Annotated in this window: 14 protein-coding genes and 2 tRNA genes; 8 read left to right on the forward strand and 8 right to left on the reverse strand. The window is 52.8% G+C overall.

All coding sequences use genetic code 11. From position 1 onward, the window contains the following. Position 1: 1 nt before the first annotated feature. The 3 genes from lolA to lrp form a co-directional block, all read right to left on the reverse strand. A complete protein-coding gene (gene lolA, locus MJ923_RS08985; protein ID WP_240590779.1) occupies positions 2-613 on the reverse strand; it encodes an outer membrane lipoprotein periplasmic chaperone LolA in 612 nt (203 codons plus the stop codon). A gap of 23 nt (positions 614-636) precedes the next feature. After that, a complete protein-coding gene (locus MJ923_RS08990; RefSeq protein WP_240590780.1) occupies positions 637-3,453 on the reverse strand; it encodes a DNA translocase FtsK in 2,817 nt (938 codons plus the stop codon). A 188-nt stretch (positions 3,454-3,641) separates the two neighbouring features. Then, positions 3,642-4,145 (reverse strand): leucine-responsive transcriptional regulator Lrp, encoded by a 504-nt coding sequence (lrp, locus tag MJ923_RS08995; RefSeq protein WP_126166932.1) that lies wholly within the window; start codon positions 4,143-4,145, stop codon positions 3,642-3,644. Between the two features lie 179 nt (positions 4,146-4,324). Between lrp and ald the strand changes: the two genes are divergently transcribed. Next, positions 4,325-5,437: an alanine dehydrogenase gene (ald, locus tag MJ923_RS09000; protein ID WP_240590781.1), complete on the forward strand. Its 1,113-nt coding sequence runs from the start codon at positions 4,325-4,327 to the stop codon at positions 5,435-5,437. Positions 5,438-5,621: 184 nt separating this feature from the next. Next, entirely contained in the window at positions 5,622-6,578 is a 957-nt protein-coding gene (trxB, locus tag MJ923_RS09005) for a thioredoxin-disulfide reductase (protein ID WP_126166930.1), read from the forward strand. 210 nt (positions 6,579-6,788) lie between these two features. On the opposite strand, the gene rplT is transcribed toward trxB, so the two are convergent. From rplT to thrS, 4 genes are all read right to left on the reverse strand, one after another. Beyond that, entirely contained in the window at positions 6,789-7,148 is a 360-nt protein-coding gene (rplT, locus tag MJ923_RS09010) for a 50S ribosomal protein L20 (RefSeq protein WP_126166929.1), read from the reverse strand. 16 nt (positions 7,149-7,164) lie between these two features. Continuing rightward, positions 7,165-7,359, reverse strand: a complete 195-nt coding sequence (gene rpmI, locus MJ923_RS09015; protein WP_011759880.1) for a 50S ribosomal protein L35 — start codon at positions 7,357-7,359, stop codon at positions 7,165-7,167. Positions 7,360-7,447: 88 nt separating this feature from the next. Continuing rightward, positions 7,448-7,987, reverse strand: a complete 540-nt coding sequence (gene infC / locus MJ923_RS09020) for a translation initiation factor IF-3 (protein WP_126166928.1) — start codon at positions 7,985-7,987, stop codon at positions 7,448-7,450. Between the two features lie 3 nt (positions 7,988-7,990). Beyond that, positions 7,991-9,919 (reverse strand): threonine--tRNA ligase, encoded by a 1,929-nt coding sequence (thrS, locus tag MJ923_RS09025; protein ID WP_126166927.1) that lies wholly within the window; start codon positions 9,917-9,919, stop codon positions 7,991-7,993. Positions 9,920-10,195: 276 nt separating this feature from the next. Between thrS and MJ923_RS09030 the strand changes: the two genes are divergently transcribed. Together MJ923_RS09030 and MJ923_RS09035 are read left to right on the forward strand one after the other, a co-directional pair. Beyond that, positions 10,196-11,044, forward strand: a complete 849-nt coding sequence (locus MJ923_RS09030) for an SDR family oxidoreductase (RefSeq protein WP_240590782.1) — start codon at positions 10,196-10,198, stop codon at positions 11,042-11,044. Between the two features lie 85 nt (positions 11,045-11,129). Continuing rightward, a complete protein-coding gene (locus MJ923_RS09035; RefSeq protein WP_126166925.1) occupies positions 11,130-11,330 on the forward strand; it encodes a CPXCG motif-containing cysteine-rich protein in 201 nt (66 codons plus the stop codon). On the opposite strand, the gene MJ923_RS09040 is transcribed toward MJ923_RS09035, so the two are convergent. Next, on the reverse strand, positions 11,324-11,935 hold the full coding sequence (locus tag MJ923_RS09040; protein WP_240590783.1) for a riboflavin synthase subunit alpha: 612 nt from the start codon (positions 11,933-11,935) through the stop codon (positions 11,324-11,326). The two genes, MJ923_RS09035 and MJ923_RS09040, sit on opposite strands and share 7 nt — an antisense overlap. A gap of 37 nt (positions 11,936-11,972) precedes the next feature. Here MJ923_RS09040 and MJ923_RS09045 point away from each other — a divergent pair, with 37 nt between their 5' ends. The 4 genes from MJ923_RS09045 (at position 11,973) to MJ923_RS09060 (ending at position 16,619) form a co-directional block, all read left to right on the forward strand. After that, entirely contained in the window at positions 11,973-13,334 is a 1,362-nt protein-coding gene (locus tag MJ923_RS09045; protein WP_240590784.1) for an MATE family efflux transporter, read from the forward strand. A gap of 167 nt (positions 13,335-13,501) precedes the next feature. Further along, positions 13,502-13,578 (forward strand) — tRNA-Val (locus MJ923_RS09050). A gap of 37 nt (positions 13,579-13,615) precedes the next feature. Continuing rightward, positions 13,616-13,692 (forward strand) — tRNA-Val (locus tag MJ923_RS09055). Between the two features lie 212 nt (positions 13,693-13,904). Then, positions 13,905-16,619, forward strand: a complete 2,715-nt coding sequence (locus MJ923_RS09060; protein WP_240590785.1) for a bifunctional acetate--CoA ligase family protein/GNAT family N-acetyltransferase — start codon at positions 13,905-13,907, stop codon at positions 16,617-16,619. Positions 16,620-16,668 lie beyond the last annotated feature (49 nt).

A 16,668-nucleotide genomic window follows, 5' to 3' on the forward strand; every position in this document is an offset into this window, starting at 1 on the left:
CTTAACGCGTGCGCTGATCGTCAATGCTGACGCCTTCAGGAATATCAAAGCTGAACAATTGGCTGTCAGCCTCGCCTATCTGCGCCTGAGCGGACAGCGCGAAATGGCTGGTGCTGCCCTGGCCATCGGTCAGACGGATGTCAGACAGGGTTTGGTTGACAAAGCACACTGATACGGTATTCACAGCGCTCTCTACGCCGGGACGCGGACTGATATCAAAGCAATCGCCTTTTTTATCAATTTGATATTCGCTCCAGCTTTTTTCGTCGCGGTGAACCAACAGCGCCATGGGCGAGGCCTTGAGGATATCTTCCATGTCCAGAATGCTGACTTCCTCGGCAAAGGGGTTATAGACCCAAACCGTGTTGTCCTTGGCCACAATCAGTGACTCATCGGGCGCGGTCAGATGCCAGTAGAAGGCATCCGGCTGATGCAAGGCAATAACGCCTGTGCCTTGCTGGATAAGCTTGCCATTTTGATCAGTGACCTTTTGGCTGAAGTTGGCCTTAATCCCCTGCATCGCATCCAGCCTGGCGGCGAGCATGGCGGCATCATCTGCCTGCGCTGCCAGTGGCAGCAATGCTGTCAAACAAACCCAAATCGATTTTTTCACAGACTAACCTCTTAATAATCCGATTAATTGCGTGGAGGTGGTGGCGCCAATACTTCACGGTTGCCATTATGGCCCTGGGCGCTGACCACCCCGGCCATTTCCATTTGCTCAATAATGCGGGCGGCACGGTTATAGCCAATCTTGAACTTGCGCTGCACGCTGGAAATTGAACCGCGGCGCGACTCAGTTACAAAGGCAACGGCCTCATCGTAAAGCGGGTCGTAGTCTTCATCACCATCTTCCGACACTTCGCCTGGCAACAGCACCTGCTCGCCTTCGCTTGAGCCCTGCAGAATTTCTTCAATATATTGCGGCTTGCCGCGGGCGTGCCAGTCGGCAACCACGCGATGCACTTCATGGTCGTCAATGAAGGCGCCATGAACCCGCATTGGCACCCCTGTGCCCGGTGGCAAATACAGCATGTCACCCATTCCAAGCAGGGTTTCAGCGCCCTGCTGATCCAAAATAGTGCGGCTGTCGATACGGGACGATACCTGGAACGCCATCCGGGTTGGGATGTTGGCCTTAATCAAACCGGTGATCACATCCACCGATGGACGCTGGGTCGCCAGAATCAAGTGGATACCGGCGGCACGGGCCTTTTGCGCGATACGGGCAATCAGCTCTTCAACCTTCTTACCAACAATCATCATCATGTCGGCAAATTCATCCACGACCACCACGATAGAAGGCAGCTTGTCGAGATCCGGCGCTTCTTCATCAAAGCTTTCGCTGGATTTCCACAGCGGATCCTTAATGGCCTCACCGGCCTGTTTGGCTTCGGCAATTTTGGCGTTGTAGCCCTTGAGATTGCGCACGCCCAGCGCCGACATGAGTTTATAGCGACGCTCCATCTCACCTACACACCAGCGCAGTGCGTTGGAGGCTTCCTTCATGTCGGTAACCACTTCACATAACAGATGTGGAATACCTTCATAAACCGACAGCTCAAGCATCTTGGGATCAATCATAATGAAGCGCACGTCATCGGGGCCTGACTTATAAAGCAGGCTGGTGATCATCACGTTCACCCCTACCGACTTACCCGAGCCCGTGGTACCGGCTACCAGCAAGTGCGGCATTTTACCTAAATCGACCACAACCGGCTCGCCGGCGATGTCCTGACCCAGCACCATCGCGAGAGTGCTTGGGTTTTGCTTGAACTTGTCAGAGTCGAGCACATCACGCATGTACACGGTTTCGCGAAACTTATTTGGCAGCTCCAGGCCTACATAAGCCTTACCCGGGATAACCTCAACTACCCTCACCCGCTCTGCCAGCAGAGAACGGGCCAGGTCGCTGGCAAGGTTACTGATTTTCGAGGCCTTCACCCCAGGCGCCAACTCCAGCTCAAAACGGGTAACCACAGGGCCTGGATACACACCCACTACATTGGCGGTAATGTTAAAGTCAGCAAGCTTCACCTCAACAAGACGTGCAACCTGATCCAGCTCTTCTTCGCTGATTGGGTTTTGCTTCCGGTTCGGCACGTTCAAAAGCTCAATACTTGGCAGTGGTGCCATCGGCTTGGCTGGTGCCTGGTCCTGTCCCGGCAAAACCACAATACCGTCAACTATCTTGGCGCCTTCAGACTTGGGCTGCGGTTTTTTAACCGCAGGTGCAAGAGCGCCGCTGGATGCCGACTCGTCAAAGGGAATGTCATCCCAGGGCGGAGTCTCATGATTGGCAGCCAGACTTTCCTTTTCTCTGCCATAAACAGAAATAGCCGGAGCTGCGAGCGCGTCATCATCAAAGTCTGTATCGGCCGCAGTCAGCGGCTTGCTGCGTAGTGCTTCACCGCTATGGCTATTTGTATCTGCATCTGCATGACCATTCACTGAACGTACCGACACTGTCTTGCCATTATGCTCTGCGACGGGGGCACCAAAGGCAGGTTCAACCCGGGTTTGGCCCTTGGCTTTGTTATCGAACTGTTCAGATCCAGTGTCTATATCCAAATCGTCCTGCTCGTCATCTTCATCCTCAAAGACGTCGTCCTGATCGGGCTCATTGCCCTTGCGACCGAAGAAAAAGAATTTACGCTTGGGCTTTTCAGTTTTGGCAGTGTTTTCGTCTGTTTCTTGAGCCTCAGAAACAGCGTCAAGTTGCGATTTTGCTACAGTAGTGGATTCATCTGCATCCGCTTCATTTTCCAGTGCATCGCTCTGCTTGCGCTTAAAGCCTGCAGCAATCGACATAAAGCCCTTGGTGTCTTCTGTTTCACGTGATTTGGCAAGCTTGGAGGGCAGATGATAGAGCGATACGAACAGGCCTGTGGTGCCGCGCCCTGTCATCTCGACAAGTGCAATTAAACTGATGCCGGTAAGCAGAGTAAAGCCGGTTGCGATACTGCAAAGTAGCAGTAAAGTAGTGCCTAACTGATTGAAATAAGGAAGCATTGCAGCGGCGATAACATCACCGGTGACCCCACCCGCAGAGAACTCATAGATGTCGTTGCCATTCATACTGGCCAGAGTCGAAACCCCGAATACAATCAGGATAAAGCCCAGCAGCCGCATGGATACGGAGAAATAGTCAATCTCAAGCAAGCGATGGGATTGTTTGAACAGCAACCAGCCGGTGCCGGCAACCACGAAGGGGGCCAGGAAAGCACTGTATCCGAAGAAATAATAAAGAATATCGGCAATCCAGGCACCAACGGCGCCGCCGAGATTTTGAATGTGGCCCTGATAGTTGCTCTGGCTCCAGCCGGGATCCGAGGCGCTGAAACTGGTTAACGCCAGCAGTATATAGATAGCCAGCATGGAGCAAATGATGAGTCCGCCTTCCAGCAGCCTTTGTAGTCCGCTTAGCGAATGAACGCGATTTCCCTGAGACAAACGAAAAGATCCATAGCAACATTAAAAACAGGTGAAATTAAGATACCAGAATCCTTCGGAAAGTGGAGCACAATTGGGGGTTTTATGGGCAGTTGCACCTGATTGTGAGCAAAAATTCATTCGAGTTCTGAAAAAGCCAACAAAAAAGGGAGCCAGGCTCCCTTTTTATTTGACGGACAGTAACTTAGTTACTTGTCGCCAATATTGTTTACCGCCACTTTGTTGGTCTGCTTCACTTCTTCCATTACCACGTAGGTACGGGTATCGGAAACGGAAGGCAGCTTCAACAGGGTTTCACCCAGAAGCTTACGGTAAGCAGACATGTCGGATACGCGGGTCTTGAGCAGGTAGTCAAAATCACCGGAAACCAGGTGACATTCCTGAATATCGTCCAGCAGTTGAACGGCGCGATTAAAGCGGTCGAACACTTCTGGAGTATCCCGATTCAGGGTGATTTCAACAAAAACCAACAGTGATGCGCCCAAGTAGTGCGGGTTAACCAAGGCGGTATAGCCGTTGATATAACCCTGCTTCTCGAGTCGTTTTACCCTTTCTAAACAAGGAGTTGGACTAAGCCCTACTCGCTTTGACAGCTCGACGTTTGAGATTCGACCATCAATTTGCAGCTCATTAAGGATATTACGATCAATGCGATCCAAGTCTTTTACTGGACTCTTTTTATTATATGCCATATTTTTGACCTTGTTTTATCACTAAAACAACATTTAATTTTACGTATGTCGAAAGTTCAGCAGCATAAACTGCATCAGGAATACTATACTAGATATCCCTGAAATAATCACGTTCAGGTCGCGACAAAATAACAATTATGCCCGCAAAACACGGGTAATTATGCAATTGAGGCTCGAAGATGATAATTGGTGTTCCAAAGGAAATCAAAAACCACGAATATCGCGTTGGCATGGTACCCTCCAGCGTGCGTGAACTGACCCTGCGTGGTCATCAGGTTTTTGTTGAGACCAGTGCCGGTGGTGGTATTGGCTTTTCTGATCAGGACTATATCGATGCCGGCGCCAGCATCCTGGCTACCGCCGAAGAAGTCTTTGCAAAATCCGACATGATCGTGAAGGTGAAAGAACCTCAGGCCGTTGAGCGCGCCATGCTGCGCCACGATCAAATTCTGTTTACCTATCTGCACCTGGCTCCGGATTTGCCACAAACTGAAGAGTTGGTGGCCTCTGGTGCTGTGTGTATCGCATATGAAACCGTGACTGATGACCGCGGCGGCCTGCCACTGCTGGCCCCTATGTCAGAAGTAGCCGGTCGTATGTCTATCCAGGCCGGTGCCATGGCACTGGAAAAATCTGCCGGTGGCCGTGGTATGCTGCTCGGTGGTGTACCGGGTGTTGAACCTGCCAAAGTGGTTATCATCGGTGGCGGTATGGTTGGTACCAACGCTGCGCAAATGGCCGTGGGCATGGGCGCTGACGTAGTGGTTCTGGACCGCTCAATCGATGCACTGCGTCGTCTGAACGTTCAGTTCGGCTCTGCCGTTAAAGCCGTTTACTCTACTGCTGATGCCATTGAGCGTCACGTACTGGAAGCTGACCTGGTTATCGGCGGCGTCCTTATCCCCGGCGCTGCTGCTCCTAAGCTGGTAACCGCCGATATGATCAAGCGCATGAAGCCTGGCGCTGCAATCGTTGACGTTGCCATCGACCAGGGCGGCTGTGTTGAAACCTCACACGCCACCACTCACCAGGACCCAACCTACATTGTTGATGACGTAGTTCACTACTGCGTAGCCAACATGCCAGGTGCCGTTGCCCGCACTTCAACCTTCGCGCTGAACAACGCTACCCTGCCCTACATCCTGAAACTGGCTGACAAGGGTTACAAGGAAGCGCTGCTGGCTGACAAGCACCTGCTGAACGGTCTGAACGTGATGCACGGTAAGATCACCTGTAAAGAAGTTGCCGAAGCCCACAACCTGGCTTACGTACCTTCTACAGAACTGCTGTAATCCAGTCAGTGTTGGAAGACTAAGGGGAGCTTTGTGCTCCCCTTTCTTTTTGGCTGCGGATTGTGCTGGAAACTCTAATAGACATCTTAGATTAGGATCATCTAAGCAGTCGGTAGCTGAACCCTTTACCCCCGTTCGCAAATTTCCTACAATCCCAGCAATTTGCAAAGGCACGGAGAACAAAATGAGCCAAGCCAAACACAGTCAACTGCTGATCCTCGGCTCAGGTCCAGCAGGCTACACCGCCGCAGTATATGCGGCTCGCGCAAACCTGAATCCAGTGATGATCACAGGTTTGCAGCAGGGCGGTCAGCTGACCACCACCACGGAAGTGGAAAACTGGCCCGGCGATCCTGAAGGCCTGACCGGCCCAGGCCTGATGGCACGTATGCAAGAGCATGCTGAAAAATTCAATACCGAAATTCTTTTCGACCACATCAACGAAGTGACCCTCACCGAGCGTCCATTCCGTTTGAAGGGCGACAACGGTGAGTACACCTGTGATGCGCTGATCATCGCCACCGGCGCTTCAGCCAAGTATCTGGGTTTGCCCTCTGAAGAAGCATTCAAAGGTCGCGGCGTGTCTGCCTGTGCCACCTGTGATGGATTCTTCTATCGTAATCAAAAGGTTGCTGTAATTGGTGGTGGTAACACCGCAGTGGAAGAAGCTCTGTATCTGTCGAATATCGCTTCTGAAGTGCACCTGATTCACCGCCGCGACAGCTTCCGCTCAGAAAAAATTCTGATTGACCGTCTGATGGACAAAGTGGCTAACGGCAACATCATCCTGCACCTGGACAAGACCCTGGATGAAGTTGTGGGCGACAACATGGGCGTGACCGGCGTTAAGCTCAAGTCCACCAAAGATGACTCAGTTGAAGAGTTTGACGTGGCTGGCGTGTTCGTAGCCATTGGCCACAGCCCCAACACTGGCATCTTCGAAGGCCAGCTGGAAATGAACCACGGCTATCTCAAGGTACAGAGCGGTCTTAACGGTAACGCCACCCAAACCAGCATCGAAGGCGTATTCGCCGCCGGTGATGTGATGGATCAGCACTATCGTCAGGCCATTACCTCCGCCGGTACCGGCTGTATGGCTGCACTGGACGCTGAGCGCTACCTGGATGCCAAGCACGGCTAAACCTGAGTTTACTGAAGAAAAGCCGGCACCTGCCGGCTTTTTCATGCCTGAATGTTCGCCTGGAGCAGTAGCCCAACTCAGCTAACAGCTGATGTTATTCATCGCAGGCAACAACCTACAATAACGCCCAACGCACAATAAAGCACAGCGTAAAACACAGGCACAAAAAAAGGGACCCTGAGGTCCCCTTTTCACTTACTCAAAAACCAATTACTTGGTCAGAGCTTCTTTAGCCTTTTCAACCAGAGTTGAGAAAACAACTTTGTCGAATACAGCGATGTCGGCCAGGATCTTACGGTCGATCTCGATAGAAGCCTTCTTCAGACCGTTGATGAAACGGCTGTAAGACAGACCATTCTGACGAGAAGCGGCGTTGATACGCGCAATCCACAGTTGACGGAATTGACGCTTCTTCTGACGACGGTCACGGTAAGCATACTGACCGGCTTTGATCACAGCCTGTACCGCTACGCGGTAAGTACGTGAACGGGCACCGTAGTAACCTTTGGCGAGTTTCAGAACCTTTTTGTGACGGGCACGTGCGGTCACACCACGCTTAACTCTTGGCATTATTCAATCTCCTCAATTAAGCGTATGGCAGTTGACGCGCGATTGCTGGAACGTCGACCTTGGCAACAAGACATTTAGCGCGCAGATGACGCTTACGCTTGGTGCTCTTTTTGGTCAGGATGTGACGCAGGTGGGCTTGCTTGCGCTTGAAACCATTGGCGGTTTTCTTAAAACGCTTCGCAACGCCGCGGTCAGTTTTCATTTTTGGCATTACTTCTACTTCCGCATTGGGGGGTTATAAAAAACGTAAGGCGAGCGGCCGCTCATTGCTGGGCGGCCGCTACTTTCGGATTGCCCTACTATTTCTTTTTGGGTGCCAGCACCATGATGGCTTGACGACCTTCCATTTTCGGGAAGGATTCGACAACCGCATACTCTTCCAAATCAGCCTTGATACGGTTCATCAGATCCATACCCAGGTTTTGGTGTGCCATTTCGCGACCCCGGAAACGCAGCGTAACTTTCGCTTTGTCACCGTCTTCAAGAAAACGAATCAGGTTGCGTAGTTTTACCTGATAGTCGTTTTCGTCAGTTCCAGGACGGAATTTGATTTCCTTAACCTGAACCTGTTTTTGCTTTTTCTTCTGCTCTTTCTGGGCCTTAGCCTTATCGAACAGGAACTTACCGTAATCCATTATACGACATACTGGAGGCTCGGCATTGGGGCTGATCTCTACGAGATCGACTCCGGCTTCATCGGCCAACTCCTGAGCTTCACGGATACTGACAATACCGATAGCTTCACCATCGAGACCGCTTAAACGTACCTGTGGAACACCGGTGATTTCATCATTAATTCTGTTCGGGGCCGATTGACGCCCTGCTTTCTTGATCTTTATGACCTATTCCTCCAAGAGTTTTAGACTACGGTGCGAAATTTGCTCTTTTACGCTCGCAACGAAGGCATCGATGGACATCTTGCCCAAATCCTTTCCGTCACGGGTACGCACCGCGATTTCCCTGTTTTCCATCTCTTGGTCACCTACAACCAATAGATAAGGGACACGCCTTAAGGTGTGCTCGCGTATTTTAAAGCCAATTTTCTCATTCCTCAAGTCTTGAGAAGCTCGAATTCCCTGTTCTTTGAACAATTTGACTACTTCTTCAACGTAATCAGCCTGTTTGTCGGTGATGTTCATCACAACAGCCTGCACTGGAGCCAGCCAGGTTGGGAAGCGGCCAGCGTATTCTTCGATAAGAATACCGATGAAACGCTCCAAAGAGCCCAAAATGGCGCGGTGGATCATCACCGGAGTCTGACGGGCATTATCTTCGGCCACATAGGTGGCGCCCAGACGGCCAGGCAAGGCATAGTCGAGCTGCACAGTACCGCACTGCCAGGCACGGTCGAGGCAGTCATGCAGGGTGAATTCAATTTTAGGGCCATAGAAGGCACCTTCGCCCGGCAGAATTTCAAAGGCAATGCCGTTGGCGTTCAGGGCTTCAATCAGTGCTGATTCGGCGCGGTCCCACATAGCATCGTCACCAATGCGCTTTTCAGGACGGGTCGACAGCTTCACCACGATGTTTTCGAAACCGAAGGTGGAGTATGTGTCATACACCATCTTGATACAGGCACTCACCTCTTCCTGCACCTGTTCTTCGGTACAGAAAATGTGGGCGTCGTCCTGAGTAAAGCCGCGTACCCGCATCAGACCGTGCAGCGAGCCTGATGGCTCGTTACGGTGACAGCAACCGAACTCGGCCATACGCAGTGGCAGATCGCGGTAGGACTTGAGGCCCTGGTTGAAAATCTGTACGTGACCCGGGCAGTTCATCGGCTTGATGGCGTACTCGCGGTTTTCACTGGCGGTGGTGAACATGGCTTCTGAGTACTTGTCCCAGTGACCAGAGCGTTCCCACAGCACGCGGTCCATCATGAATGGGCCTTTTACTTCCTGATAGCCATACTGCGACAGCTTGTGGCGGATAAAGGTTTCCAGCTCACGGAAAATGCTCCAGCCGTCGTTGTGCCAGAACACCATGCCAGGCGCTTCTTCCTGCATATGGTACAGGTCGAGCTGCTTACCGATTTTACGGTGATCACGCTTGGCGGCTTCTTCAAGACGCGCAAGGTGAGTATTCAGGGCTTTTTTGTCGCCCCAGGCAGTACCGTAAATACGCTGCAACATCTTGTTGTTTGAATCGCCACGCCAGTATGCACCCGCCACGCTCATCAGACGGAAGTGATGGCAAAAACGCATGTTGGGCACGTGAGGACCACGGCACATGTCAACATATTCTTCGTGATGGTACAGCGCTGGCGTCGCATCTTTGCTGATGTTTTCATCCAGAATGGCCATCTTGTAGCCTTCGCCGCGGCCTTCGAAAGTGTCGCGGGCTTCTTGCCAGCTCACCACGCGCTTCACCACGTCGTAGTCTTTCTTGGCAAGCTCCAGCATACGCTTCTCGAGCGCAGCTATGTCTTCGGCGGTCAGCTTGTGGTCCAAATCGACGTCATAGTAGAAGCCGTTATCAATCACAGGACCAATGGCCATTTTGGTTTCTGGCCACAGCTGCTTGATGGCGTGACCCAGCAAGTGCGCGCAGGAGTGACGCAGAATTTCCAGACCTTCTTCATCACGGGCGGTGATAATAGACAGGCTGGCATCGTCATGGATGAGATCGCAGGCATCTTTCAGCTCGCCATTCACACGACCGGCGATACAGGCCTTGGCAAGACCAGGGCCGATGTCGGCGGCAACGTCGAGAGTAGATACAGGGTTGGCAAACGCGCGTTGGCTGCCATCAGGAAGCGTAATTACAGGCATGTAAAATCCTTATCCAGTGGTGACCCACACCAAGGGCCACATGGGTATTAAAAGAAGAAACGCTCGGTGGGTAAGACAGTACAGGAGCCTTGAGCCTCATCCGGCGCGGTCAAATAGTGTATGTCATTGACGGTATTCATACAAGAAAGCAGCCCCGCTCGGCGGCAATATTCGCTTTGCGGCGCCAAAAAGCCACGTTACCCTTGGGCAAAGACATCACTTAACGTGAACAAGCACATGCTCGTTCAGGGGCAATCACAATCAGGGGCAACCACAATGGCGTTAGCTCAGGCCGTCGACAATAAGGCCACTCAAAACAATCACCAGCATCAATCCCCAAGCGCATCACAGCCGCATCAATGGGCATTGGTCACCGGCGGTGCCAAGCGCATCGGCGCCGCTATTTGTAAAAAGTTGCACTGTGATGGTTTCAATATTTTTATTCATTGCCACCACTCAAAGGCCGAAGCAGACGCCATGGCATTGGAGCTGAACCTATTGAGGCCAAGCTCAGCTGCTGTATTACAGGCAGAGCTTGGCTCAGAAGTGGGGCTTAAGATGTTGGTTGACGGCGTAACTCAGCTACTTGCAGACAAAGCCGGCGTGCTTACTGCGCTGGTCAATAATGCCTCTGTGTTTGCACCTGAAGATGCAGCATGCATTGATGTCGATTTTCAGGGCCCTGCATTTGATGCGATGGCCTCTGTGCTCCAAGTCAATGCCCTCACCCCTTATCTGCTGACCAAGCGCCTTTATTCACAATTGGCTATAAAAGGCGGCGCTGTTGTGAATCTTTGCGATATCCATGGCCGGCGCCCGCTTAAGCGCCATGGGGTATACTCAATGTCAAAGGCCGCGCTGGAAATGGCAACGCTTTCTTTGGCGCAGGAGCTGGCTCCAAAGGTGCGGGTAAATGGTGTTGCGCCGGGAGCAATCCTCTGGCCAGAGAGCCCGGACAGCAATGCCGATGCCGTGGTAAAGCAAATCCCCCTTGGCCGCGCAGGTGAGCCGGATGATATTGCCACTACGGTGAGTTTTTTATTGAAAGCAGGCTACATCAGCGGCCAAATCATAGCCGTGGATGGTGGTCGCAGTGCCAGCGGCTACCTGGGGGCCGTCACCTGATACGACATCGGTAGCTATGATTGAGCAAGATATCGCAAAATAAAACGCATTCGCTAAGGAACGCTTTCACACAGGAGAGCCGTCCATGAGGATAAAGCAGCAAACCATTGCCTGCCCACACTGCGGGCATCATCAACGGATTGAATTGGATGCCACTGCAGGCGATCAGGAGTTTTACGACGATTGCCGCATTTGCTGTAACCCCATCCACATCCGCCTGCATGTGGATGAGGCCAATCGTAAAATCGAGCTATGGGTCGATGGCGATGACGAGCAGCTTTACTGAGCACGCGCCGCCAAGACCCGCTCCACCGTATCCACAATGGCTTGAGTCTGACTGTCGATTTCGATATTCAGTTCAGTACCAACCAGTGCCTGTTTAAGGTTGGTCAGCCTCAAGGTTTCCGGGATGAGGTGCAGCATAAAGCCATCATCAAACACCTCGCCCACCGTCAGACTGCAGCCATTTACTGCAACGAAGCCTTTATAAAGCACGTATTTCATCAGCTCCCTGGGCAGCGTTAACCGTAAGTCACGCTGCTCACCCACATCGGCAACTTCGATGACCTTTGCCTTGGCATGCACATGACCAGACAGTAGATGGCCGCCAATTTCTTTGCCGAAGGTTAAAGAACGCTCAATGTTGATTTGGCTCCCGACCTCCACATTCCTCAGGTTAGTCAGGCGCAGGGTTTCTTCCATTACGTCGAAAAAGACCCTATCATCGACCGTCCGGGTTGCGGTGAGGCAAACGCCATTATTGGCAACACTCGCCCCCGGAATGAGTCCTTCCCTCAATTCTTCTGGCAGGCTCACTGCGAGTGTGTGCATTCCCTCGCGCTTTTCCAGCGCCACCAGTTCACAGGTGGCTTGTACGATACCGGTAAACATTCTTTTTTCGATTCCTTTAAGGCTAAGGCGTTTTTCTATGCTCAATTCGGGCTTTCAGGCCAAACGACTCATTCAACTGGCAACTCCGGTGCTGGTTGCCCAGATAACCCAAACCATGATGGGCTTTATCGACACCCTGATGGCAGGCCGCGTCAGTGCGGTGGATATGGCCGCGGTGGCCGTTGGTACCAGCTTGTGGCTACCGGCACTGCTGTTTGTGCAGGGGCTGCTTATGGCCTTCACGCCGGTGTTTTCCCAGCTGCATGGCGCCAATGACGAAGCGGCAATTCGTCCGCTCGCCTGGCAGGCAGCTTATATTGCCATAATTGGCGCCCTTGGAGTGATGCTGTTTCTCAGCCTGTCGTCACATATTCTGTCCTACATGGAGCTGGAGCCAGAACTAAGGCGACTGTCAGAAGGCTACCTGTTCGGCTTTATGTGGGGGGTACCCGCCTTTGTGCTGTACCAGGTATTAAGAGGCATGAGTGAAGGCATTTCCTACACCCTGCCAACCATGGTGATTGGCTTCGTTGGCCTTGCGGTGAATATTCCGGCTAACTACATCTTTATTTACGGTCATTTTGGTATGCCTGCCATGGGCGGTGCCGGCTGCGGCGTGGCGACCGCTCTGGTGTTCTGGGCCATGTTTGTTGCCATGCTGATTTACATGGCCTGGCATCGCAAGTTTGCCAATCTCTCGCCCCATAAAGGAGTGGACAAACCGAGCGCCTCGACCATGTGGCGCATGACCAAACTGGGCGCACCTATTGCCATGGCGCTGTTTTTCGAGGTCAGCCTGTTTGCGATTATTGCGCTGCTGCTGGCCCCGCTGGGTGCCAATGTGGTGGCCGGACATCAAATCGCGCTCAATTTTTCATCGATTGTGTTTATGCTGCCACTGTCGATAGGGATTGCCGTCTCTATCCGTATCGGTTATTACCTTGGGCGCGATCAGGCCGACGTTGCCGCACTGGTGGCTAAAGTCGGCCTGGCGCTGGCACTCTTTATGGCCTCCATTACCGCGGTGATAACCGTGGTGTTTCGAGTCGAAATCGCAAGGCTTTACAACACCGACCCTGCGGTGGTGACGCTTGCTTCCAGTTTGATGTTTATGGCCGCTTTGTATCAATTATCAGACTCGGTGCAGGTGGTGGCCGCCGGTGCCCTTCGTGGTTACAAGGATACCCGCAGCGCCTTTTACATCACCCTGGTGTCTTACTGGGCCATCGGCATGACCCTGGGTTATACCCTCGCCTACACAGATATTCTGGTACCGGCCATGGGCGCGCACGGATTTTGGTCGGGCCTTATCGCAGGGCTCACCACGGCGGCAATCCTGTTCGCCATCCGATTGAGATATATCCAGAAAAAAGCGCCAGTGTTTAAATTGGCCGACTGACGCGCCAACGGGCTGGATTTGCTGCCCAGCAGCCCCTAAGTTGCGCAGCAAATCACCATTTGAGGCGCTTTGCTGATATTTTTACTTGCATGGCGCCCTTGGCGCCCCTTAATATAGCGCTCGTTCGTTACTGCCCTTGTGTATCAACAGGGGCATCACAACATAATACACCCGTAGCTCAGTTGGTTAGAGCACTACCTTGACATGGTAGGGGTCGGTGGTTCGAGTCCACTCGGGTGTACCACTCTTTCACAGAGTCTAAAAAGTGAAACTCATACAATACACCCGTAGCTCAGCTGGTTAGAGCACTACCTTGACATGGTAGGGGTCGGTGGTTCGAGTCCACTCGGGTGTACCATTTAAACCTGCCGCGGCAGGTTTTTTTGTATCCCGGTTTTATCTCCTACCCGTGCTTGGTACCGATTTCAGCTGGTTTGCAAAGCTGCGACACTCCCCATTGCGTATTAACATCATAATTTCATGATATTTCTCAAGTGAAGCAGACCTTAGCTTAATGTAGACTGTTCACTATACATTGGTCGTCCGCAGCGCCATTAGGATGGAGTCTTCATGAGTCAGCGCACCCTCAATACCCTGTTCAAGCCCTCCTCTATCGCCATCATAGGTGCATCCAACGGCCATAAGCGTGCCGGTAACGTGGTGATGAAAAACCTGCTCGCAGGCGGATTTGCCGGACCCATTATGCCGGTTACGCCAAAATATCAGGCGGTGATGGGCGTACTGGCCTACCCGAGTATCGAGGCGCTGCCAATCAAGCCGGACCTTGCCATCATTTGCACCCGCGCAAGCCGTGTCCCCGGCATTGTTGAAACTCTGGCTCAGTTTGGCTGTAAAGTGGCGATTATCATGGCCTCCGGCATGGCGCAGGAGTTCGATGGCGACGGCCGCAATCTGCTGGAGCTCACCTTAAACAATGCCAAACGCTATGGCATGCGTATTCTTGGCCCCAACAGTTTGGGCATGATGCTGCCAAACGTTGGGCTCAACGCCAGCCTGGCGCACACCTCAGCCCAGGGCGGCAAAATCGCTTTTGTCAGCCAGTCGGCTGCGGTGTGTACCACAGTGCTGGATTGGGCCAATAACAAGGGCATTGGCTTTTCATCTTTTATCTCCCTTGGTGATGCCAGCGACATTGATTTTGACGAGCTGCTGGACTTCCTCGGCCGTGATGGCCGCACCAGCGCCATCATGCTGTACATGGACTCCATCAACGAAAAACGCCACTTTCTTTCTGCTGCCCGAGCCGCAGCGCGCAACAAACCTATTCTGGTGATCAAATCCGGTCGCAGCCGTGAAGGTGCAGGTGCGGCTAAATTACACACCGGCGGTATAAGCGGCAGCGATGCAGTATACGAGGCTGCCTTCAGGCGTGCCGGTATGCTGCGGGTGAATGATTTGATTGAACTTTTTGCCGCCCTTGAGAGCCTGAATCACGGCAACGATCTTAAAGGTGAACGCCTTGGCATTATCAGTAATGGCGGCGGCCCGGCGGTATTGGCGGTAGATGAGCTGATTGGCCGCGGTGGCAAACTGGCGGAGCTTTCCGCGCCCACCGTTGCCGCGCTGGATAAGGTATTGCCGCCCACCTGGTCCGGGCAAAACCCTATCGACATCATTGGTGATGCCGGCGCCAAACGCTATGTGGACGCACTCAATATTTTGATGGACAGCGGCGATGTAGACGCCATTTTGGTGCTGCACTCGCCTTCGGCCCTCGGCGAGAGTGAAGAGATTGCTGAAGCCCTGAGTGATGCCATTAAAAAGCATCCCCACCGCAGTAAACTCAATATTCTCACCAACTGGAGCGGCGAAGATTCCGCCTACCGTGCCCGCAAGCGTTTCACCAAGGCCGGGGTTTCCACTTACCGAACCCCCGAAGGCGCCGTGGGGGCTTTTATGCACATGGTGGAGTATCGCCGCAACCAGAAACTACTGCAGGAAGTGCCTCAATCGATTACCGACAAAGTGCCCCACGATGCCGTGCGAGCCCGCATGGCGATAGGCGCAGCGCTCGCCAAAGGAAAATCTGTGCTGGAAACCCATGAAGCCAGCCCGATTTTATCGGCCTATGGCCTCAACACCATAGACACCTGGTTTGCCAAAGACGATGACGAAGCGGTCGCTATTGCCAGTCGCATCGGTTATCCGGTGGCATTGAAAATTCAGTCGCCGGATATTTTGCACAAATCCGATGTGCATGGGGTCATGCTGAATCTGAGCTCAGAAGAAGATATTCGCCATGCCGCCACGGCCATGATGCAGCGGGTGCATCAGTCCGATCCTGACGCCAAGATAGAAGGTCTGATTGTACAGCGAATGGCGCTGACGGCCGGCGCCCAGGAGCTGCGGGTTGCGGTGATAAACGATCCTGTATTTGGCCCGGCTATCTGCTTGGGTGAAGGTGGCTCTGAGTGGCAGCCCACCAAGGATGCCGCGGTTGCTCTGCCCCCGCTGAATATGGCACTGGCGCGCTACATGGTGATCCAGGCACTCAAGACCGGCAAAATGCGTGACCGCCATCTGCCGGCAGGACTTGATATGCAGGCCCTGTGCCTGATGCTGACGCAAATCTCGCATCTGGTTATCGACTGCCCACAAATTCAAACACTGGATCTCAATCCTGTGCTTGCCGCCGGGGAAACCATTACCCTGCTGGATATTAACCTCAGACTCGATGCCAGCAGCACCGACAACAACAGTCGGCTGGCAATTTTGCCCTATCCCAAGGAGCTTGAGGAAACCGCCACCCTGAAAAACGGCATCGAAGTCATGCTCAGGCCCATTTTGCCCGAAGATGAGCCAAAGCATCTGGCATTTGATAATTCACTGTCCGATGAAGACAGATACAAGCGCTATTTTGGTGCCCGCCAGCGGATGACCCACGAAGAAATGGCGGTACTCACCCAAATCGATTACGCCCGCGAGATGGCCTTTATCGCCACTGCCAGTGACGAGAACGGCGAAGAGTACACCCTTGGCGCGGTGCGGGCCTCCATTGACCCGGACAATACCGAGGCCGAATTTGCCATGGCGGTGCGAAGCGACCATCAGGGCATGGGGCTGGGTAAACTGCTTCTGGAAAAGCTTATTCGCTACTACCTGCAAAACGAAACGGCAGTGCTGACGGGCTTTACCATGATAGAAAACCGTAATATGGCGAATCTGGCACGAAGCCTTGGCTTTACCGTGACCTTCGACATGGACGAGCACCTAATAAAAATGCACATGGATTTGAACAGTTTAAGAAACCAAACCAGCGAATAGCCCGCGCGTTTGCCCATAAAAAAGCCCTCGATTGAGGGCTTTTATTTTG

Origin of the sequence: Shewanella zhuhaiensis (assembly GCF_022484835.1) — a bacterium.
In the GTDB taxonomy this organism is placed as follows: Bacteria; Pseudomonadota; Gammaproteobacteria; order Enterobacterales; family Shewanellaceae; genus Shewanella; species Shewanella khirikhana.